Genomic DNA, 19,167 nt, shown 5'->3' on the forward strand with positions numbered 1-19,167 from the left:
GCCCACCGATGATGGTGCCGGCGCCCGAACCCGACCTGCATCATGGCGTGCTTGAGCGCATCAACGCAGGTTTCTGCGTGATCCAGGTGCTGTTCGATGGTGATCGTGCGGTGGACTACCGTTTCATCGAGGTCAACGATGCCTTCGAGCGGCATACCGGACTGAAGGACGCACGCGGCCAGCGCATGAGCGCGCTGGAACCGCACCACGAGGAAGACTGGTTCCGCATCTACGGTGAAGTGGCCCGCAGCGGCCGCCCGGCGCAGTTCGAGATGGAAGCGCGGGCGCTGGGCCGCTCGTTCGCGGTCGACGCGGTGCGCGTGGGGCGCCCGGGTGAGGACAAGGTCGGCATCCTGTTCTTCGACATCACCGCGCGCAAGCAGATGGAAGTTGAGCTGGGTGAAAGCGAAGCGCGCTTCAGTGCGCTGGCCGATGGCCTGCCGATGCCGGTCTGGGTGCTGGACGAGCGTGGCCATGCACGCTTCGTCAACAGCGCCTTCAGTGAGTTTTTCGGTGGCGACGAAACGCGCGTTCCCGAGGATGTGTGGCGTGGGCTGGTGCATCCGGACGACGCCTCGGTGTTCGAGTACGAGCTGCAGGAGGCCTTGAAGGCGCAGCGCTCGATGCATGCGTTGGTGCGTGCGCGGCGTGCCGATGGCCAATGGCGCTGGCTGGAGATGAATGCACGTCCACGCTTTTCGCGGATGGGCCGCTTCATCGGCCTTGCCGGCAGCAGCCCGGACGTGACCGAGCGCCGCGAAATCGAACTGGCCCGCGAGGAACTGCTGCAGTCCGAGCGTGCCGCGCGCAGCGCGGCCGAGAACATGGCGCGGCTGAAGGACGAATTCCTGGCCACGTTGTCGCATGAGCTGCGCACGCCGCTGACCACCATCCTGGGCTGGAGCGAATTGTTGCTGCAGCGCGTGGACAACACCAGCCCGCTGTACAAGGGCCTGGGCGTGATCGCCAACAGCGCTGGCGCGCAGAAGCGGCTGATCTCGGACATGCTCGATCTCAGCAGCATGCTGCTGGGCAAGGTGCAGCTGGAAGTGGAAGTGCTGGATCTGTGCGGCGTGCTGGGCGAAGCGATCGGTGCGCAGGAGCTGGTGGCCGAAGGCAAGGCGCTGGATGTGCACCTGCAGCTGCCTGACCGGCCCAGCCTGGTGCTGGGCGATGCCACCCGCCTGCAGCAGGTGTTCTGGAACCTGCTCTCCAACGCGATCAAATTCACCCCGGCCGAAGGCCGCATCGACGTGGCCCTGCAGGCCGATGGCAATCACTGGGTGATCACCGTGCGCGATACCGGCGACGGCATCGCGCCTGAGTTCCTCAACCACCTGTTCAGCCGCTTCCGCCAGGCCGATGGCACCACCACCCGCCGCCATGGCGGCCTGGGCCTGGGTCTGGCGATCGTGCAGCAGCTGGTCGAGCTGCACGGCGGCACGGTCACCGCCGCCAGTGAAGGGCACGGCCACGGCGCTACCTTCACCGTGCGCCTGCCGCAGCACCTTCCGGATGCCGAGCGCCGTCCGCTGCGCGAAGTAATCAGCGGGCCGATCCTGGAGCCGGTGATCGTTGAACCGTATCCGCTGCGCGGCATGCACGTGCTGGCGGTGGAAGACCAGCCGGAAGTGCTGGAGTACCTGCGGCGCATGCTGGAAGAGCAGGGCGCGAGCGTGTCCGCGGCCAGTTCCGCAGGCGAGGCATTGGCATTGCTGGCCGACACCGGCCATCTGCAGTACCACGTGATGCTCACCGATATCGGCATGCCCGGCATGGATGGCTACGGCCTGGTGCGTACGCTGCGCGAGGACATGGGCGTGGACGCGCTGACCCTGCCAGCGGTGGCGGTGACAGCACTGGCGCGCGCTGACGATCGCCGCCGTGCGTTGGCGTCGGGCTTCCAGGAGCATGTGGCCAAGCCCTATTCGGTGGCGCAGCTGGTGTCGGCGGTACGCAAGGTGCAGGTGCCGCGCGCCGACAGCGCGCTGCACTGAGCATTCACGGCTGATCGGCGACCCTGCACGCAGGAGGTCGCCGATGTCCCGTATTGCTCCCCGTATCCATACCGATCCGGCGCAGATCGCGCGCCTGGAGGCCCTGTTGCCGCAGCTGGAAGGCGAAACGCAGGTGGAACTCATCCTGCAGGACGGTCGCCGGCTGCTCGGCACCGTCGCTGTGAAGCCGACCGTGCAGCAGTACCGCAACGATGCCGGCGACGAAGGCAGCAACGGCCAGCTGCGTTTGGACGACTACGACACGCCAGTGCAGCAGCACCATGTGTGGTTGGACGAGATCGCCAGCATCAACCGCCTGCCACCCAAGCCACCTTGAGCCGGTGTAGAGCCGAGCCCGCCGCTCGGCTGCCGCCCGTGCGGCTGCGCCACCGCCCGAGCATGGGCTCGGGCTCGGGCGCTGCGGTGATGTCAATGCTCGAACAACGTCGGGGTCGCTTCGAAACGGCGTGCGTATGCGCGCTCCTCTGCGACCCTCGCCACCTCGTCGTCGGCCAGGTCCGGCGCGCCGTAGACTGCATAGGCCACGCTGCCATCGGCGCCGTGGCCGACCTGGTGCAGGCGGTAGCGTGAGTGGCCACCGCCGGTATCTTCGGGGTAATGCACGGGCGGATGGCTGCCTTCCAGGTCCATCTCGCTGTTGTCTACCACGCCACCGACGAACAAGGCACGCATGCAGGCTCTCCTGGGGATTGGGGGAGCCTTTACCCTGAACGCTGCGATGTTTCCGGGGGATCAAGGCCCCGTTCGGGTTTCGCAAAGTGGCCGGCGAGGGCTGCGCGGCCAAGCCGGTACAATGGACGGCCCTCACGCTTTGAAGTAACCGCGCCGATGGCCTCCAGCGACGACGCCCCCCTGCAGACCCTGCTCCTGCCGTTCTCCCAAGGCGCCCTGCGCTGGCCGGAGGGCCCGGTGGCCTTCCTGCGTGCCCGCGATGGCTGGCCGCTGCGCGAAGTGGCCGGTGGCCGTGAAGTGCACTGCGAGCAGAGCTTCGCCCCGTTCGCGCAGCCACTGCAGCAAGCGGCCGGCTGGACCGTCAGCGGCCAGCTGGATGATGTGGCCGGCAAGGGCCGCTATCCGCTGGTGCTGGTGCTGCCGCCGCGCCAGCGCGAGGAAGCCCGCGCGCTGTTCGCCCGCGCTCTGGCGCTGGTTGCTGAAGGCGGCCGCATCGTCGCCTGCCAGTCCAACAACGAAGGCGCGCGTTCCGGCGAGGGCGACCTCAAGCAGCTGACCGGCCTCGGCGGCAGCCTGACCAAGAACCACTGCCGGGCGTACTGGACCGCGCCGATGCAGGGCCAGCACGATGCCGACCTGGCCAAGCGCTGGTCCGCCCTGGACGCGGTCCGCCCGATTGTCGGTGGCCGCTTCCTCAGCCGGCCGGGCGTGTTCGCCTGGGACCGGATCGACCCGGCCTCGGCGCTGCTGGCCGAGCACCTGCCGGCCGACCTGGCCGGTCGCGCCGCCGACCTCGGTGCCGGTTACGGCTACCTGTCGCGCGAGCTGCTGGAGCGCTGCCCGAAGATCACCGCGCTGGACCTGTACGAGGCCGAGCAGCGTGCGCTGGCGCTGGCCGAGCTGAACCTGTCGCCGCCGCCGCGCCCGCTGCCGCTGCGTTTCCTGTGGCGCGACGTCACCGCCGGTATCGAGCCGGACTACGACGTCATCATCAGCAACCCGCCGTTCCACACGCCCTCGCGTGCCGACCGTCCGGACATCGGCCAGCGCTTCATCGCCGTGGCCGCGCAGGCGCTGCGCCCGGGCGGACGCCTGTACGTGGTGGCCAACCGCCACCTGCCGTACGAATACACGCTCAATGAGAGTTTCGGTGCGGTGCGCGTGGTTGCCGAGCGCGATGGCTTCAAGCTGGTCGAGGCGGTGAAGGGCAGGGGGAAAGGCAAGTGAAGCTGGTCAAGCTCATCGCCAACCTGGGCTACGGCAGCCGCAAGCAGGTGCAGTGGATGTTCCGCGAAGGCCGCGTCACCGACGCCGATGGCGAGGTGCTGTACGCCGACGACCAGGTACCGCATGAAGCGGTGCGCGTCGATGGCGAGCCGCTGGACCCGCCGGTGGGCCTGTCGATCGCGCTGCACAAGCCGGCCGGCTACACCTGTTCCACCAAGGACAAAGGTCGCCTGATCTACGACCTGCTGCCGCCGCGCTACCGCGACCGCGACCCGGTGCTGTCCACCGTCGGCCGGCTGGACCGCGACACCAGTGGCCTGTTGCTGCTGACCGACGATGGCGGCCTGCTGCACCGGATCATCTCGCCGAAGTCGAAGCTGCCCAAGGTCTACGAAGTGGAACTGAGCGAGGACCTGCGCGGCGATGAAGGGGCGCTGTTCGCCAGTGGCACGCTGATGCTGGAGTCCGAGAAGACGCCCTTGCTGCCGGCTGAACTTGAAGTGCTGGATGCGCGCCGCGCACGCCTGGTGCTGCATGAAGGCCGCTACCATCAGGTACGCCGCATGTTCGCCGCCACCGGCAACCATGTGCAGGCCCTGCACCGCAGCCGAGTCGGCGGGCTGGACCTGCAGGGACTGGACGAAGGGCAATGGCGGCAGCTCACTCCCACCGACCTGGATACGCTGTTCGCTCCATGACCACCATCGCTGCGCTGCCGTTCCTGCCCGACGCCGTCATCTTCGACATGGACGGCCTGATGATCGACAGCGAGCGGGTCTCGCTGGCCTGCTGGAGCCAGGCCGCCGATGAATTCGGCCTGGGCCTGGACGAAACGGTGTTCCTGCGCATGGTCGGTCTCGGCGACCGCGATACGCACGCGTTGCTGCGTGCGCAGGGAGTCGAGGACAGCGTGATCGAAGCCGTGGCCGCACGCTGCCACGACCTCTACGAGGAACGCACGCAGACCGGCCTGCCGCTGCGGCCAGGCATTCTCGAATTGCTGGAACTGCTGGAGGCGCACGCGATACCGCGTGCGGTCGCGACCACCACGCGGCAGCCGCGGGCCAACCGCAAGCTGTCCGCCGCCGGCCTGCTGCCGTATTTCGATGCGGTGATCACCAGCGGCGACGTGGCGCGGCCGAAGCCGGCACCGGACATCTACCTGCTGGCTGCGCAGCGGCTGGGGCAGCTGCCAGAGCGCTGCCTGGCGCTGGAGGATTCACCGGCCGGCACGCGCGCCGCGCTGGCTGCCGGCATGACCGTGATCCAGGTGCCGGACCTGGTGCATCCGGATGAGGAGCTGCGCGCATTCGGCCACCGCATCGTCGGCTCGCTGTTGGACGCGCACGCGCTGCTGCTGCCGTTGCTGCCGAGGTAACAGCCCGCCCCTGACGGTGGGTGCCGACCGTTGGTCGGCACGGCATGCTTCAAAGCCCTGGTAGGTGCCAACCTTGGTTGGCACTGAGCCGAGCATGGGCTCGGCTCTACATCCATGGCAACCGCTTTGGTGGGTGCCGACCGTTGGTCGGCACGCCTTCCCATCACACCCGGCCGAACACCAACGCCGCGTTGGTGCCACCGAAGCCGAAGCTGTTGGACATCACCGTATCCAGCTTCTGCTCGCGGCTTTCGCGCAGGATCGGGAAGCTCTCCACCTTCGGGTCCAGCTCGCCGATGTTGGCCGAACCAGCAACGAAGCCATCACGCATCATCAGCAGGCAGTAGATCGCCTCGTGCACGCTGGCCGCACCCAGCGAATGGCCGGACAGCGCCTTGGTCGAGGACAGCGGCGGCACCGCATCGCCGAACACTTCGCGGATCGCGTTGAGCTCGGTGACGTCGCCCAGCGGCGTGGAGGTGCCGTGGGTGTTGAGGTAGTCCAGCGGACGATCCACGCCCTGCAGCGCCATCTTCATGCAGCGCACCGCGCCTTCACCGGACGGCGCCACCATGTCCGCGCCGTCGGAGGTCACGCCATAGCCGATCAGCTCGGCATGGATGTGCGCGCCACGCGCGACGGCGTGATCGTAGTCCTCCAGCACCAGCATGCCGCCGCCGCCGGCGATGACGAAGCCGTCGCGGTCCTTGTCGTACGGACGCGAGGCGCTGGCCGGGGTTTCGTTGAAGCTGGTCGACAGCGCGCCCATCGCATCGAACATCACGCTCATCGACCAGTGCAGGTCTTCGCCACCACCGGCGAACATGATGTCCTGCGCGCCGTGGCGGATCATGTCCGCGGCGGCGCCGATGCAGTGCGCCGAGGTCGCGCAGGCAGCCGACAGCGAGTAGCTGACGCCCTTGATCTGGTAGGCGGTGGCCAGGCAGGCCGAGACCGTCGAGCACATCGTGCGCGGTACCATGTACGGGCCGACCTTGCGCACACCGCGTTCGCGCAGCAGGTCGACTGCGCCGATCTGCCATTCGCTGGAGCCGCCGCCGGAACCGGCGATCAGGCCGGTACGCAGGTTGCTGACCTGCTCGGGGCTGAGCCCGGCATCGGCGATGGCATCGCGCATGGACAGGTAGGCGAAGGCCGCCGCATCGCTCATGAAGCGCTTCTGCTTGCGGTCGATCAGCGCGTCCAGGTCGAGGTCGACGCGGCCGCCGACCTGGCTGCGCAGGCCCGCGTCGGCGTGGTCGGACAATGCCGTGATGCCGGAGCGCCCTTCGCGCAGCGCATTCGAAACGGTATCCAGATCATTGCCGAGGCAGGACGTGATGCCCATGCCAGTGATGACGACGCGACGCATCAGAAGCTCCCGGTTTCAGTGAACAGGCCGACGCGCAGATCGCGCGCGCTGTAGATTTCGCGGTCATCCACGTACATGCGGGCGTCCGACTGAGCCATCACCAGCTTGCGGTTGATGACCCGGCTGATGTCGATCTCGTAACGCACGAGCTTAGCGTCCGGCAGCACCTGGCCGGTGAACTTCACCTCGCCGCAGCCCAGTGCGCGGCCCTTGCCGGGGGCGCCCAGCCAGGTCAGGAAGAAGCCGGTCAGCTGCCACATGGCATCCAGGCCCAGGCAACCAGGCATCACCGGGTCGCCGATGAAGTGGCAACCGAAGAACCAGAGGTCGGGGCGGATATCCAGTTCGGCGCGTACCATGCCCTTGCCATGCGGTCCGCCGTCCTCGCGGATTTCGGTGATGCGGTCGAACATCAGCATCGGATCGTTGGGCAAACGGCCGGCAGCGGCGCCGAACAGTTCACCGCGTGCGCTGGCCAGCAGCTGTTCGCGGTTGAACGCGTGGAGACGGGTCATGAAGCACAATCCTGGAAGCGAAGAACAGGGAAACAAGCGCCCGAGAATGCCCGTGGAAACTGCGCCGATCAAACATTTCAACCGTACGCAACCGTAGTGTTTTCAAGGGAATACGCGCATCCTGTTGATGTGCAACGACCATACCTGTGCGTGTGGTCGGTTCAGCCTGCCTCCGCCCTTTACGCCTGACATGACCCGACTGCGCAAGATCATCCACGTCGACATGGACGCCTTCTACGCGTCGGTGGAGCAGCGCGACGATCCGTCACTGCGCGGCAAGCCGGTGGTTGTGGCATGGCGTGGCGCGCGTTCGGTGGTGTGCGCGGCGTCCTACGAGGCGCGCGTGTTCGGCGTGCGCTCGGCGATGCCGGCCGTGCGTGCCGAGCGCCTGTGTCCGGATGCGATCTTCGTACCGCCGGACTTCGCACGTTACAAAGCGGTGTCACAGCAGGTGCGCGGGATCTTCCTGCGCCACACCGACCTGGTCGAGCCGTTGTCGCTGGACGAGGCCTACCTCGATGTGACCGAACCGAAGAGTGGCATCGAACTGGCCACCGACATTGCCCGCACCATCCGTGCGCAGATCCGCGAGGAGACGAACCTGACCGCTTCAGCCGGGATCGCGCCAAACAAGTTCCTGGCCAAGATCGCCTCGGACTGGCGCAAGCCCGATGGCCAGTTCGTGATTCCGCCGCAGCGGGTGGATGCCTTCCTGCTGCCGTTGCCGGTGAACCGGGTGCCCGGCGTCGGCAAGGTGATGGAAGGAAAACTTGCCGCGCGTGGCATCGTCACCTGCGGCGACCTGCGGCAGTGGGCACTGATCGATCTGGAAGAGGCGTTCGGCAGCTTCGGCCGCAGCCTGTACAACCGCGCACGCGGTGTCGATGAACGGCCGGTGGAGCCGGACCAGCAGGTGCAGTCGATCTCTTCCGAGGACACCTTCGCCGAGGACCTGCCTCTGGAAGACCTGGGTGAGGCGATCGTGCAGCTGGCAGAGAAAACCTGGAACGCCACGCGCAAGACCGAACGTGTCGGCCACACTGTGGTACTGAAACTGAAGACCGCACAGTTCCGCATCCTCACCCGCAGCTTCACCCCGGACCGCCCGCCGGAATCGATGGAAGAACTGCGCGACATCGCTTTGGCCCTGCGCGCCCGCGTCGACCTGCCGGCCGAGACCCGCTATCGGCTGGTCGGCGTCGGGCTTGGTGGGTTCCGCGAAAAGGAGCCGGTGGTGCAGGGGGAGTTGTTCGAGCACGACATGAACAATCCCACAGATACCTAATCATCAAACAGTGGGGTCAGAGCCCGTTGCGCAGCAGCGGGATCCGACCCCGTGCCGACCAACGGTCGGCACCCACCACCAGCAGCAGGTTCCGACAGATAGCGGGAAACTGTCGAAGGCGGGGTGGGTCCGGTTGCGGGGGCGTGAGCGCCATGGATGGCGCGACCGAGCCTCCATGGACGGATTCACGGCGTCCCCCGCAACCGGACCCACCTCGCCATCCCACGGATAGCCAGCTGCTGCTGTTGCTTCGGCTGTTGCTGTTGCATTGAGCGGGTGCAGGGCGCAGCCCTGCAAAAGAAACTCCTACTTCATGGCCACTGCATCTCGCCCTTGGCCACCTTCGCACTCAACTCCAGCGACTCCACGCCTGCCAGCTTCGGATAGCGCGACTGCATCGCCTTCACCAGCGCCGCACTGTCCTTCGCCTTCGCCGCCTCAACATCGAACGCACGAATGTAGTCTGCGGTGAAGCGCAGCGCACTGGCATCCAGTGCTGCACCCGGCGCGTAATGCCCCGGCACCACCACCTTCGGCTTCAGTGCCTGCAGCCGCTGCAGGGTCTGCAGCCAGTCGGTGTGCGACTTCGGCGTCTGCGTGTCGGCCATCCACACGTGCTCGCCCGCCACCACCGGAATGCCACCGACGATCGCGCGCAGCGACGGCACCCACAGCACCGTGCGATCCGGGGTCGGGCCATCCAGGCCGATCAGCGGCAGGCGCTGGCCTTCCAGCTGCAGGGCATCGCCGTCCAGCACCTGTGGCACCACGATGCGCACGGGCACGTCGGTGCCCATCTTCGGTCCCCAGTAGGCCAGCTTGCCGGCCTGGGTCTGCTGGATGTGGGCGACGGTCGGCGCAGTGGCGACGATGCGTGCCTGCGGGAACGCGTCCTGCAGGGTGGCCAGGCCGAAGTAGTAATCCGGATCGCCGTGGCTGATGTAGATCGTGGTCAGCTGCTTGCCGCTGGCGCGGATCAGCTCGACCAGCTTGCGCGCGTCGCTGGCACCAAACTGCGCATTGACCAGGATCGCGTCGTGGCGGCCTTCGATCAGCACCGAGGACACCGAGAACATCGCCTGCGGGCCGGGATGGAAGGTCTGCAGGTGCAGCTGGGATTTCGTCGCCATGACCGGCGCCGCGGTGGCCGGTGCGGCCAGCAACGGAGCGCTGGCGAAGGTGGCGGCAAGGGCGAGGGGAAGCAGCAGGGCAGCGGTACGCATGGGAATTCCTTGTGGCGGATGGCGAGCCGAGCGTGGGCGCGGCTCTACAGGTGGGTAGCGCCGGGCCATGCCCGGCGGCCTGGCATCAATACGCCGCGGTGATGATCTGCTTCGGATAAGCGTGCGCTTCCAGCTCAGCAACGAACGCGGCGCCGTAGTCGGCGTAGCTGATGCGGCTGTGGCCGCTTGCATCAGCGAGGAAGGCCTTGGCCTGCACGCAGTACTGACCGCGCTCTTCACCCGGGCCGATTTCGGCGGCCGGCGAGAAGAAGGTCCAGTCCAGGTCGTCCACCGCCTGCAGGCGGTTGAACGCCTCACGGTGGGCCAGTGCGTAAGGCTTGTAGGCCTCCGGGAAGGTGGGGGTATCGACCAGCTGCACGCCGGGTGCGACTTCCAGGCTGCCGGCACCGCCGACCACCACCAGGCGCGGCACGCCGGCCTTGCGTGCGGCGGCAGCCAGCTGCGCGGCGACCTCGCCGACGCGGCCGATGTCATCGCCCGGGCGCGGGCCGTAGGCACTGGCCAGCACGTCGTGGCCGGTGATGGCGGCAACCAGCGCGTCCTGGTCATCCAGCGAGGCGATCACCGGGTGGGCGCCGGCCAGTTCAGCCGGGAGGTCCTGTGCGCTGCGCACGATGACGGTGAGTTCGTGGCCGCGGGCCAGCGCGTGGCGGGCAATCTGGCGGCCGATGTTGCCGGTGGAACCAACGAGGGCGATCTTCATGGCAGGACTCCGTGGAACGGTGTGGGGTGGGAATGGGGCCACTCTAGGCCGCTGCAGTCGCTCGAAAAACAGCGTATAACGCGCTTGTTTGTTGCATGGATCGAGCATATGGACCGAATGACCGCCATGACCGTGTTCGTCGAGGTGGCCGAGCGCGGCAGCCTGACGGCCGCTGCTGAAGTGCTGGACATGTCGCGGGCGATGGTCAGCCGCTACCTGGCCGAGGTCGAGGGCTGGCTGGGTGCGCGCCTGCTGCACCGGACCACGCGCCGGGTCAGCCTGACCGGACCCGGCGAGTCGGCGCTGTTGCGCTTCCGGCAGATGCTGGCGATCGGCGAAGAACTGCAGGGCGAGCTGGCCAGTGATGATCCCGAGCCGCACGGCACGCTGCGGGTGACCGCCAGCGTCTCATTCGGGCAGAGTCACCTGGCACGGGCCGTGGCCGGCTTCGTCGCGCGCCATCCAGCGGCACGCATCGAGCTGCTGCTGGTCGACCGCACCGTGAACCTCGTGGAGGAGCGGGTGGACCTCGCAGTACGCATCGCGCGCCAGATCGATCCCAGCCTGATCGCACGGCGGTTGGCCACCTGCCGCTCGGTGCTGTGCGCGACGCCGTCCTACCTGCAGGCGCGTGGCACACCGACCGCGCCCGAGCACCTGGCCGCACACAACTGCCTGACCCACCATTACGTCGGCAAGAGCCTGTGGCAGCTGCACCGCGATGGGCGTTCGCTGTCGGTGGCGGTGGGCGGCAACATCAGCGCCAATGAGGCTTCGCTGCTGCTGGAGGCGGTGCGGGCCGGTGCCGGCATCGCCATGCTGCCGACCTACCAGGTGGCGCCGCTGCTGCGCAGTGGCGAACTGATCGAACTGCTGCCCGAATTCAGCCTGGACGAACTCGGCATTCATGCGGTGTACGCGTCACGGCGCCAGCAGCCCGCTATCATGCGGCGATTCCTGGACTTCCTGGCCGAGTGCTTCGCCAGCCCGGCCTTCCAGGATCTGGATTGGCGCCCACCGGGCAAGGAGAACACATGAACCATGGACAGGCCTTGATCGACCACAACCGTGCTGCCTGGGACCGCCAGGCCAGCGAAGTGCGCGAATGGTCGCGCCCGGTGGAAAGCTCAACGATTGCTGCCGCGCGCGAGGGCCGCTGGCAGGTACATCTGACCCCGCGCGCGCTTCCGCTGGCCTGGTTGGGTGATGTGCGCGGCCGTCGCATCCTGTGCCTGGCGTCGGCCGGTGGCCAGCAGGCGCCAGTGCTGGCCGCGGCCGGTGCCGAGGTCACCGTGTTCGACCTGTCCGATGGGCAGCTGGAACAGGACCGCGCGGTCGCCGCGCGCGATGGCCTGCAGCTGCGCACCGTGCAGGGTGACATGCGCGATCTGCACGTGTTCGCCAACGACAGTTTCGATGTGGTGTTCCACCCGATCTCGAACCTGTACGTGCCCGATGTGCGCCCGGTGTGGACCGAATGCCGGCGCGTGCTGGCGCGCGATGGCATGCTGATGGCCAGCTTCTACAACCCGGTGCTGTTCGTCGGCGCGCGCGATCCGCAGCTGGATGCACAAGGCCTGATCCGGCCGCAGTACGCCATTCCCTATTCGGACCTGGAAGACCTGGCACCGGCCGAGCGCGAGGCGAAGCTGGCCCGTGGTGACGCGCTGACCTTCGGCCACAGCCTGACCGAACTGATCGGCGGCCAGCTCGATGCCGGCTTCGTCATCGATCGCTTCATGGAAGACTGGCAGCCGCAGCCGCGCTTCCTGATCGACCGCTATCTGCCCACCTTCCTGGCGACCCGCGCACGCCGGATCGGCTGAGGCGGAACTGCCAAAAAGGGGCGGCGTACAATGGACGGCCCCACGTCATGCAGGTGCCGTTCCTTGTCGTATCCTTATCCGCTGGTCGTGTTCGACCTCGATGGCACGCTGGTCGACAGCGCCGCCGATATCGCCGAAGCACTGAACCGCACGCTGGAAGACATCGGCGTTGCGCGCGTGCCGGAGGCTACCGTGCTGGGCTGGATCGGCGACGGAGTGCGCCGCCTGGTGGAGCAGGCCGTGCATGCGGCCGGCCGCGAGGTCGACATGAGCGAGGTGATGCCAGTGTTCATGGTGCACTACCGCGAATGCCTGCTGCGCAGCCCGCGCCTGTTCGATGGCGTTGCTGAAGCGCTGGCGAAGCTGCGTGAACGCAATGTGCCGCTGGCGATCTGCACCAACAAGCCCGAAGCACTGGTGCCACCGCTGCTGCAGCACCTGGGCATCGGTGATGCGTTCGCGCTGATACTGGGCGGCGATTCGCTGCCGCAGCGCAAGCCCAGTGGTGAACCGCTGCGGCACATCGCCGCGCACTTCGGCTTGGCCGTGGGGCAGTGCCTGATGGTGGGTGATTCGCTGACCGACTACCGCGCCGCCGAAGATGCCGGCATGCCGATCGCGCTGGTGCGCTACGGCTACCCGCGCGGCCTGGACCTGGCCACTGCGCATGCGGTGGCGGTGATCGACGACCTGCGTGAACTGCCGGGGTTGCAGGGCTGATTCAACGGATAACGCCGGTCGCCGGGCGGTAACCCGGGCCGACGCAATGGGTAGTGCCGGCCAGCGGCCGGCACTACCATGAACGTTGCGCTCACTTCGGCTGGTAACGCACGCTCAACTGGTACTCGCGACCGGGCTGGTTGAACCACGCCACGGTCTCGTAGCTGCGGTCGAACACGTTGGCGGCACGCGCCAGCAGCGACCACGATGGCGTCAGCGCGTACTCGGCGCGCAGGTCCAGCGTGCCGTAGCCGCCAACCTTCACTCTGTTCGCCGCGTCGTCATAGCGCTTGCCCGCACCCTGCACGGTCAGGCCGGCGCGGAAATCGCCGAAGCGGCGGTCGATGTCCAGGCGTGCGGTCTGTTGCGCGCGGCGTGGCAGCCAGTTGTCGAACTGGGTGCTGCCGTGGGTGCGGTTGCGCGGGTCGCTGTAGCTCAGCTGCGCATTGATGTCGAAACCGGCCAGCAGCACGCCACCGGTCAGTTCGGCGCCACGGATGCGCGCCTTCTCCACCTGCTGCATTTTCATCGTGAATGCATCGTAGGTGATCAGATCATCGATGCGCGTTTCGTACACGTCCAGGCCCCAATGCCAGCCCTGGCCCTGCTGCGAAACACCGAGGTTGGCGCTCTTGGACTTTTCCGGGTTCAACGTCGGCACGCCGCTCCACGGGTCGTACAGGTCGCTGAAGGTCGGTGCCTTGAACGCCGTGCCGTAGCTGGCATTGACGCGCAGGCCGTGGCCCAGTTCCATGGCCCAGCCAACGCTGCCGGTGGCGTGATTGCCGAACTGCTGGTTGTCGTCGTTGCGTGCGCTGGCCTGCAGCTGATGGCGGCCGAAGCGGCCCTGGTACTGCACGAACACGCCGGTGTTGCGGCGGCTGTCGACGAGGTAGCCGGCACTGCTGCCATCCAGGTTGTCTTCGCTCCAGTCCACGCCGGCACTCAGCAGCTGGCCCTCGGCCAGGCCGAAATCACCCTGCAGCGAGGCGCTGTTGCGATGGGTCTGCGCACTGCCGAACACACCCGGTGCGCCGAAGTTGTCTGACTCGTTGTCGCTGCGGCCGACATTGGCGGTGAATGCCAGGCGTTCGGACGGGGTGTAGCGCACCTTGCCGGCCAGCACCTGCTGGCGGGTTTCGGAGTAGTTGTAGTAACCGTCGTAGTGGTTCTTGCCGTCGGCGCGCAGTGCGCTGCCTTCCACGGTCCACTGGTCATTGAAGCTGTAGCCACCGCGCAGGCTCTTGGACAGGTTGCGGTAACCGTCGCGGTCGTGTTCGTCGGCAAAGCAGCCGGCGAACAGCGTAGCCGAGCCGCGGCAGGCATCAATGCCGTCGGAGTGCTGGTAGGCGATGTCGGCGCCGAACCAGCCGCGCTCGGTACCACCGCCGATGCCGCCGCTGGCTTCGCGCAGGCCGTTGCTGCCGCCACCGAGCTGGAAGTGCGGGGCGAAGTCGCCCTGGTTGCGGCGGGTGAAGATCTGGATCACGCCGCCGATGGCATCGGCACCGTACAGGCTTGACTGCGGGCCGCGTACGATTTCGACGCGTTCGATCTGCGCCAGTGGCAGGTCCTGGTACATGGCCAGGCCGAGGTCGGCACTGTTGATGCGCACGCCATCGACCAGCACCACGGTGTGGCCCGAGTTGGTGCCGCGCAGGAACAGCGAGCTCTGCTTGCCGAGGCCGCCGGAGTTGGTCAGGTTGATGCCGGCACGGCCGCGCAGCAGTTCCTGCAGCGAGGTGGCCTGGCTGGATTCGATCTGCGCGCGGTCGATCACCTGCGCCGGCGCGATGCTGTCCTGCAGGGCGATGGGGGTGCGGGTGGCGGTGACCAGGATCTGGTCGAGCGCGGTGGTGTCATCGGCGGCCTGGGCCAGCGCGGGCAGGGCGGCCAGCACGGCCAGGGACAGCATTCGGGACTGCAGCTTCATGGGGGACTCCAGGTGCCACGCACGCCCGCGTGGCGAAGGGGAGGAGCCGCGAAGGCTGGCACGCGCCGATGCCGCAGCACAGGCCGCGTCATCCAGCGCCATGCCCACCGCATCGCGACCTGAGGCTTCCGGGCCGGTCTCCGGGCTTGCCGCCAGGTGGCGCGAGGCCACCGTCCAGGCGCCTTCCCATGCCTGCGGCACAGTGGCGGTCTTGCCTGGAACTGACGTGCTTACCGTTGCGGGGGCAGCGCCGGCATGGCGTGGAATCACGCGTCACCGGCTTCCCGTTTCAACCTGCCGGCCATGGCCGCAGGTCACCTGGAAGTGCGCGCAGTCTACGGCATCGCAGGCAGCGCGTAGCGTCGAGCTTGCTCGACTGCCCTTAGAATGGCCCCTCAGATCCCGTGGTGCAGTTGCCGATGTCCGCCCGTTTTCCGTTGTACCTGCGTCGCCCGCATGGGACGCACGCATGATCCTCGACCTGGTCCGCCACGCCGGCAATGGTCGCGATGAATTCCTTGATGGCCGCAGCGATCCGCCGCAGCTGGCCCGCCTGCCACAGGAACTGGTCGAGGCCTACGGCGGGCTTCCCTGGGAGCGGGTGATCAGCTCGCCGCGGCTGCGCTCGCTGCACACTGCCATGGCACTGGCCACCCCGCGCGGGCTGGACGTGGACGCGGACGAGGAATGGGAAGAACTGGATTTCGGTGATTGGGACGGGCAGTCGCTGTTCGACCTGCCGGAGGATGCACTGGCGGCCTTCCACGCAGATCCGCATGCGTACCCACCGCCGAACGGTGAAAGCTGGGGCCACTTTGAGCGGCGCATCGCGCGCGCGCTGGATCGCCTGCTCGATGATGACGATCCGGTGCCGACGCTGGTGGTCAGCCATGGCGGCCCGCTGCGCATGGTGCTGTCGCAGGTCTGTGGCCTGCCGATGTCGCTGTGCTGGGCCTTGCGCATCGACCACGGCACCCGCCTGCGGGTGAGGCTGGAACGCGGTGAGGTAAGTGTGGTGGGCGAGCTGCTGGAGCTGCAGCAGCCCTGAGCCCACTCGCCGGGCATGGCCCGGCGCTACCGATCCCGCATCACAGTGGTAGTGCCGGCCGCTGGCCGGCATCCCCAGGAACGCGGAGGCTTCAATCCTCGTCGGCGCTCTCGGCCACGCTGTCTTCCGCGTCATCATCGGTGTCGAAGCGCTGCTCATGCACCGGGCCCGAGGCCGGGCCGGCCGCTTTCAACGGATGTGCGGCAATGCGCGCCTCATAGTCCTGCACCAGCGCCTCGCGCTGCGGCTCGCTCAGTTCCTGCCAATGGCAGTCCAGCAGTGCGCCTTCCAGCGAGTACAGCAGGTTCAGGCTGGGCTTGAAGCCTGCGCGCTTGACCTTGACGAAGGCGCCCACGGCACCAATCGCAACCAGGTCTTCGCGGCTGCGCAGGCCGACCTGGCGCAGCCACGCCGCACTCTTCGGGCCGATGTTGCGCAGCTTCGGTGCGCTCATCCCAGCGCCTCGACGAACACGCGGGCGATGGCTTCCAGGCCGGCCTGGTCGTCGGCATCGAAGCGGCCGACCTTGGGGCTGTCGATGTCGAACACGCCGATCAGTTCATCGCCACGCAGCAACGGCACCACCAGTTCCGAGCGCGAGGCCGAATCGCAGGCGATGTGGCCGGGGAAGGCATCGACATCATCCACGCGCTGGGTCACGCGCTGGCTGGCGGCGGCACCGCACACGCCCTTGTCCAGCGGGATGCGCACGCAGGCCGGCAGGCCCTGGAACGGACCGACCACCAGCTCTTTGCCGTCGTACAGGTAGAAGCCCACCCAGTTCAGGTCGGGCAGGGCGTGGTAGACCAGTGCCGAGAGGTTGGCCGCGTTGGCGATGCGGTCGGACTCGGCGTAGACCAGGCCACGGGCCTGTTCCAGCAGCTGGGCGTATTGTTCCGGCTTGCTGCCGGTAAGCGAGGCATTGGCGAACATGCCCGCAGTCTAGCAAGCGCGCCGGGCCGGCGATAATGCACGCTCTGTTGCCCCGCTGGAGCTTATCGATGCCGTTGCCCGCCACGCTGCCGCCTGCCCTGTTCGTCACCGGCACCGATACCGAGATCGGCAAGACCGCGGCCAGCACCGCGCTGCTGCATGCACTGCGCCGGCGCGGCCTGCGCGCGGTCGGCATGAAGCCGGTGGCCAGCGGCAGTGAGGATCTGGGACAGGGCCTGCGCAACGAGGACGCGCTGGCGCTGCAGGCGGCCAGCTGGCCGGTGCCGGACTATGCCGACCTGAACCCGTATGCGCTGCGGCAGCCGCTGGCGCCGGAGCTGGCTGCTGCCGAGGACGGCGTGCAGGTGGAGCTGGCGCCGATCGTGGCTGCATTCAAGCGCCTGCGCGCGCAGACAGACATCGTGGTGGTGGAGGGCGTTGGCGGTTGGCTGGCGCCGGTCTCGGCCACGCTGGACCAGCTCGATCTGGTGCGTGCGTTGCATCTGCCGGTAGTGCTTGTGGTCGGCATGCGGCTGGGCTGCGTCAACCACGCACGGCTGACCGCGCAGTCACTGCAGGCCAGCGGCGTGGAGTGCCTGGGCTGGATCGGCAATCATATCGACCCGGCGATGCAGCGCCAGGATGACAACATCGCCACGCTGCAGCAGCGCCTGCCAATGCCGTGCTGGGGGCGGTTGCCCAACCTTCCGGGGGCGAATGGCGAAGCGTTGGCGGCGCACCTGCTCGAGTGACCCTGAGTAGTGCCGGCCGCTGGCCGGCAACTGCATCCACCCGGCGATCCCGAGGTTGCCGGCCAGCGGCCGGCACTACCGTGTTGCAGCTGCCAGCTCCTTCGCGATCGCACCGAGCCGCTCCACCGCACCGATGAAGCGCGCATCCAGCGTCTGGCAGCATGAGAGTCGCAAGCAGTGACGGTAGCGCGCGCCGCGCGAATACACCTGGCCGGGCATGAACACGATGTCTTCCTGCAGCGCACGTTCGAACAGTTCTCGGGTATCCACCCCCGGCAGTTCCAGCCACAGCAGGAAGCCACCCTGTGGCTCGGTGGCACGGGTGCCGGCAGGGAAGTGTTCGGCCACCAGCTGGCGCAGGCGACCGACCTGTTCGCGGTACAAGCGGCGCATGCGATGCAGGTGGTGTTCGTAGCTGCCTGCTTCCAGATACGCCGCCACCGCATCGCCCAGCAGCTGCGGTTCGCCACCGGTGGACTGGAACTTGAGCAGTGCGATGCGCTCGGCGAAGCGCCCCCCGTCCAGCCAACCGATGCGGTAGTCCGGCGCCAGCGTCTTGGAGAAACCACCGACCACCATCACCCAGCCATCGCGATCAAACGCCTTCAGCAGCGGTGCCGGCGGCTCGCAGAACTGCAGTTCGGCGTACACCGCATCTTCGATCAGTGGCAGCTGGCGCGCGTTGACCAGTTCGGCCAGGCGTTGCTTGGCCACTGTCGGCATGGTGCAGCCCAGCGGGTTGTGCACGGTCGGCATCACCACCAGTGCGGCCAGCGGCGTGTGCTCCATCAGTGCGTCCAATGCGTCGACGTCCAACCCGTGCTGCGGATGGGTGGGCAGCTCGATGGCCTGCAGGCCGAGGTTGGCCAGCAATGGGTACAGGTTGAAGTAGGACGGTGCTTCGATGCCGACCGCATCACCGGGTTGGGTCACTGCACGCAAGGCCAGCTGCAGGGCTTCCATCGCGCCGTGGGTCAGCAGCAGCCGCTCGCTGTGGGTGTGCAGGCCCATGCGCGGACCGCGCCGCACGATCTGCGCCAGCAGTCGCGGCGAGCCGTTCGGGCGCGCGTAGGTTTCCACTGTCTGCTGACCGTGGCGCAGTACCTGCGCGGTGTGCCGGGCCAGCTGTGCGCCGGGATAGAACTGGCGTCCGCGCGGACCGGCAAAGGCCAGATCGATCACACCGGAGCGGCGTTGTGCCTCCAGCACGCGGGCCATCAGTACCTGCTGCAGCGGCGCGGTGGGTGCGGACGGAGTGTCGCGCAGCGAACGTTCCGGAACCGACAGCCGCGGCGCAACTTCGAAGCCGGCCTTCGGCCGCGGAATCACCAGGCCGGCATCTTCCAGCTGGCGATAGGCCGCGATCACCGTGTTCAGGCTGAGCCGGCGCTGCGACGCCATCTGCCGCAGCGAAGGCAAGCGGCTGCCAACCGGAAGACGTCCGCCGTGGATGGCTTCGGCCAGTTCATCCGACAGCCGTTGGTAGCGGGGTGGGATCATCGCGCTCTGGTCATCTGTATCCATCGAACTTTCCGCCATCT

General features: G+C 67.6%; 20 protein-coding genes and 1 riboswitch. Of the genes, 11 read left to right on the plus strand and 9 right to left on the minus strand.

Annotated elements, in window-relative coordinates; all coding sequences use genetic code 11:
- Positions 1–8: 8 nt before the first annotated feature.
- Both DI041_RS09650 and DI041_RS09655 read left to right on the plus strand, forming a co-directional pair.
- Positions 9–1,997 (plus strand): hybrid sensor histidine kinase/response regulator, encoded by a 1,989-nt coding sequence (locus DI041_RS09650; RefSeq protein ID WP_004140574.1) that lies wholly within the window; start codon positions 9–11, stop codon positions 1,995–1,997.
- Positions 1,998–2,040: 43 nt separating this feature from the next.
- A complete protein-coding gene (locus DI041_RS09655; RefSeq protein ID WP_136639251.1) occupies positions 2,041–2,334 on the plus strand; it encodes a DUF3247 family protein in 294 nt (97 codons plus the stop codon).
- A gap of 92 nt (positions 2,335–2,426) precedes the next feature.
- On the opposite strand, the gene DI041_RS09660 is transcribed toward DI041_RS09655, so the two are convergent.
- Positions 2,427–2,690: a hypothetical protein gene (locus DI041_RS09660; protein ID WP_005407925.1), complete on the minus strand. Its 264-nt coding sequence runs from the start codon at positions 2,688–2,690 to the stop codon at positions 2,427–2,429.
- Positions 2,691–2,846: 156 nt separating this feature from the next.
- Between DI041_RS09660 and DI041_RS09665 the strand changes: the two genes are divergently transcribed.
- Genes DI041_RS09665 through DI041_RS09675 form a run of 3 tightly spaced genes read left to right on the plus strand, consistent with a single transcriptional unit; the run spans position 2,847 to position 5,295 of the window.
- Positions 2,847–3,917: a class I SAM-dependent methyltransferase gene (locus tag DI041_RS09665; RefSeq protein WP_136639252.1), complete on the plus strand. Its 1,071-nt coding sequence runs from the start codon at positions 2,847–2,849 to the stop codon at positions 3,915–3,917.
- Positions 3,914–4,615 carry a pseudouridine synthase gene (locus DI041_RS09670; RefSeq protein ID WP_046983072.1) on the plus strand — a complete coding sequence of 234 codons (702 nt, stop codon included), beginning with the start codon at positions 3,914–3,916 and terminating at the stop codon, positions 4,613–4,615. Before DI041_RS09665 ends, DI041_RS09670 begins: the two co-directional genes overlap by 4 nt.
- The gene (locus DI041_RS09675) at positions 4,612–5,295 is read left to right on the plus strand and encodes an HAD family hydrolase (RefSeq protein ID WP_046983071.1); all 684 of its coding nucleotides are present in this window, start codon (positions 4,612–4,614) and stop codon (positions 5,293–5,295) included. Before DI041_RS09670 ends, DI041_RS09675 begins: the two co-directional genes overlap by 4 nt.
- Before the next feature lie 163 nt (positions 5,296–5,458).
- Here DI041_RS09675 and fabB read toward each other — a convergent pair whose 3' ends face one another.
- Both fabB and fabA read right to left on the minus strand, forming a co-directional pair.
- Positions 5,459–6,667 (minus strand): beta-ketoacyl-ACP synthase I, encoded by a 1,209-nt coding sequence (gene fabB, locus DI041_RS09680; protein WP_136639253.1) that lies wholly within the window; start codon positions 6,665–6,667, stop codon positions 5,459–5,461.
- Entirely contained in the window at positions 6,667–7,182 is a 516-nt protein-coding gene (fabA, locus tag DI041_RS09685) for a 3-hydroxyacyl-[acyl-carrier-protein] dehydratase FabA (protein WP_004140661.1), read from the minus strand. The genes fabB and fabA overlap by 1 nt, the downstream gene beginning before the upstream one ends.
- A gap of 190 nt (positions 7,183–7,372) precedes the next feature.
- On the opposite strand from fabA, the gene dinB reads away from it, so the two are divergent.
- Positions 7,373–8,467, plus strand: coding sequence for a DNA polymerase IV (gene dinB, locus DI041_RS09690; RefSeq protein ID WP_136639254.1), 1,095 nt, complete (start codon positions 7,373–7,375; stop codon positions 8,465–8,467).
- Positions 8,468–8,778: 311 nt separating this feature from the next.
- On the opposite strand, the gene DI041_RS09700 is transcribed toward dinB, so the two are convergent.
- Both DI041_RS09700 and DI041_RS09705 read right to left on the minus strand, forming a co-directional pair.
- The gene (locus tag DI041_RS09700) at positions 8,779–9,690 is read right to left on the minus strand and encodes an MBL fold metallo-hydrolase (RefSeq protein ID WP_136639255.1); all 912 of its coding nucleotides are present in this window, start codon (positions 9,688–9,690) and stop codon (positions 8,779–8,781) included.
- Between the two features lie 85 nt (positions 9,691–9,775).
- Positions 9,776–10,414, minus strand: coding sequence for an NAD(P)-dependent oxidoreductase (locus DI041_RS09705; RefSeq protein WP_136639256.1), 639 nt, complete (start codon positions 10,412–10,414; stop codon positions 9,776–9,778).
- Positions 10,415–10,522: 108 nt separating this feature from the next.
- On the opposite strand from DI041_RS09705, the gene DI041_RS09710 reads away from it, so the two are divergent.
- The 3 genes from DI041_RS09710 to gph all read left to right on the plus strand — a co-directional run bounded on the left by DI041_RS09710 (position 10,523) and on the right by gph (position 12,960).
- Positions 10,523–11,452 (plus strand): LysR family transcriptional regulator, encoded by a 930-nt coding sequence (locus DI041_RS09710; RefSeq protein ID WP_046983066.1) that lies wholly within the window; start codon positions 10,523–10,525, stop codon positions 11,450–11,452.
- Positions 11,449–12,240, plus strand: coding sequence for a class I SAM-dependent methyltransferase (locus DI041_RS09715; RefSeq protein WP_136639257.1), 792 nt, complete (start codon positions 11,449–11,451; stop codon positions 12,238–12,240). The genes DI041_RS09710 and DI041_RS09715 overlap by 4 nt, the downstream gene beginning before the upstream one ends.
- A 63-nt stretch (positions 12,241–12,303) precedes the next feature.
- Positions 12,304–12,960, plus strand: coding sequence for a phosphoglycolate phosphatase (gene gph, locus DI041_RS09720; RefSeq protein ID WP_136639258.1), 657 nt, complete (start codon positions 12,304–12,306; stop codon positions 12,958–12,960).
- 91 nt (positions 12,961–13,051) lie between these two features.
- Here the strand turns inward: gph and btuB are convergent, their stop codons facing one another.
- Positions 13,052–14,893: a TonB-dependent vitamin B12 receptor gene (gene btuB, locus DI041_RS09725; protein ID WP_136639259.1), complete on the minus strand. Its 1,842-nt coding sequence runs from the start codon at positions 14,891–14,893 to the stop codon at positions 13,052–13,054.
- A gap of 114 nt (positions 14,894–15,007) precedes the next feature.
- Positions 15,008–15,230, minus strand: a riboswitch (cobalamin riboswitch).
- A 132-nt stretch (positions 15,231–15,362) separates the two neighbouring features.
- Here btuB and DI041_RS09730 point away from each other — a divergent pair.
- Positions 15,363–15,941: a histidine phosphatase family protein gene (locus DI041_RS09730; RefSeq protein WP_136639260.1), complete on the plus strand. Its 579-nt coding sequence runs from the start codon at positions 15,363–15,365 to the stop codon at positions 15,939–15,941.
- Between the two features lie 91 nt (positions 15,942–16,032).
- Here the strand turns inward: DI041_RS09730 and DI041_RS09735 are convergent, their stop codons facing one another.
- Both DI041_RS09735 and DI041_RS09740 read right to left on the minus strand, forming a co-directional pair.
- Positions 16,033–16,395, minus strand: a complete 363-nt coding sequence (locus DI041_RS09735; protein ID WP_125892467.1) for a TfoX/Sxy family protein — start codon at positions 16,393–16,395, stop codon at positions 16,033–16,035.
- Positions 16,392–16,874, minus strand: a complete 483-nt coding sequence (locus DI041_RS09740; RefSeq protein ID WP_004140850.1) for a GAF domain-containing protein — start codon at positions 16,872–16,874, stop codon at positions 16,392–16,394. Before DI041_RS09740 ends, DI041_RS09735 begins: the two co-directional genes overlap by 4 nt.
- A 68-nt stretch (positions 16,875–16,942) precedes the next feature.
- Here DI041_RS09740 and bioD point away from each other — a divergent pair, with 68 nt between their 5' ends.
- On the plus strand, positions 16,943–17,626 hold the full coding sequence (gene bioD / locus DI041_RS09745) for a dethiobiotin synthase (protein WP_046983060.1): 684 nt from the start codon (positions 16,943–16,945) through the stop codon (positions 17,624–17,626).
- Between the two features lie 75 nt (positions 17,627–17,701).
- Here bioD and DI041_RS09750 read toward each other — a convergent pair whose 3' ends face one another.
- On the minus strand, positions 17,702–19,150 hold the full coding sequence (locus DI041_RS09750; protein ID WP_046983059.1) for an aminotransferase-like domain-containing protein: 1,449 nt from the start codon (positions 19,148–19,150) through the stop codon (positions 17,702–17,704).
- Positions 19,151–19,167: the final 17 nt, after the last annotated feature.

The sequence above is a fragment of the Stenotrophomonas maltophilia genome (assembly GCF_004920835.1).
Lineage (GTDB): Bacteria > Pseudomonadota > Gammaproteobacteria > Xanthomonadales > Xanthomonadaceae > Stenotrophomonas > Stenotrophomonas maltophilia_AQ.

Coding starts and splice junctions, on each gene's coding strand:
- DI041_RS09650 (WP_004140574.1), top strand. CDS start 9: ATGATGGTGCCGGCGCCCGAACCCGACCTGCATCATGGCGTGCTTGAG.
- DI041_RS09655 (WP_136639251.1), top strand. CDS start 2,041: ATGTCCCGTATTGCTCCCCGTATCCATACCGATCCGGCGCAGATCGCG.
- DI041_RS09660 (WP_005407925.1), bottom strand. CDS start 2,690: ATGCGTGCCTTGTTCGTCGGTGGCGTGGTAGACAACAGCGAGATGGAC.
- DI041_RS09665 (WP_136639252.1), top strand. CDS start 2,847: ATGGCCTCCAGCGACGACGCCCCCCTGCAGACCCTGCTCCTGCCGTTC.
- DI041_RS09675 (WP_046983071.1), top strand. CDS start 4,612: ATGACCACCATCGCTGCGCTGCCGTTCCTGCCCGACGCCGTCATCTTC.
- fabB (WP_136639253.1), bottom strand. CDS start 6,667: ATGCGTCGCGTCGTCATCACTGGCATGGGCATCACGTCCTGCCTCGGC.
- fabA (WP_004140661.1), bottom strand. CDS start 7,182: ATGACCCGTCTCCACGCGTTCAACCGCGAACAGCTGCTGGCCAGCGCA.
- dinB (WP_136639254.1), top strand. CDS start 7,373: ATGACCCGACTGCGCAAGATCATCCACGTCGACATGGACGCCTTCTAC.
- DI041_RS09700 (WP_136639255.1), bottom strand. CDS start 9,690: ATGCGTACCGCTGCCCTGCTGCTTCCCCTCGCCCTTGCCGCCACCTTC.
- DI041_RS09705 (WP_136639256.1), bottom strand. CDS start 10,414: ATGAAGATCGCCCTCGTTGGTTCCACCGGCAACATCGGCCGCCAGATT.
- DI041_RS09710 (WP_046983066.1), top strand. CDS start 10,523: ATGGACCGAATGACCGCCATGACCGTGTTCGTCGAGGTGGCCGAGCGC.
- DI041_RS09715 (WP_136639257.1), top strand. CDS start 11,449: ATGAACCATGGACAGGCCTTGATCGACCACAACCGTGCTGCCTGGGAC.
- btuB (WP_136639259.1), bottom strand. CDS start 14,893: ATGAAGCTGCAGTCCCGAATGCTGTCCCTGGCCGTGCTGGCCGCCCTG.
- DI041_RS09730 (WP_136639260.1), top strand. CDS start 15,363: ATGATCCTCGACCTGGTCCGCCACGCCGGCAATGGTCGCGATGAATTC.
- DI041_RS09735 (WP_125892467.1), bottom strand. CDS start 16,395: ATGAGCGCACCGAAGCTGCGCAACATCGGCCCGAAGAGTGCGGCGTGG.
- DI041_RS09740 (WP_004140850.1), bottom strand. CDS start 16,874: ATGTTCGCCAATGCCTCGCTTACCGGCAGCAAGCCGGAACAATACGCC.
- bioD (WP_046983060.1), top strand. CDS start 16,943: ATGCCGTTGCCCGCCACGCTGCCGCCTGCCCTGTTCGTCACCGGCACC.
- DI041_RS09750 (WP_046983059.1), bottom strand. CDS start 19,150: ATGGATACAGATGACCAGAGCGCGATGATCCCACCCCGCTACCAACGG.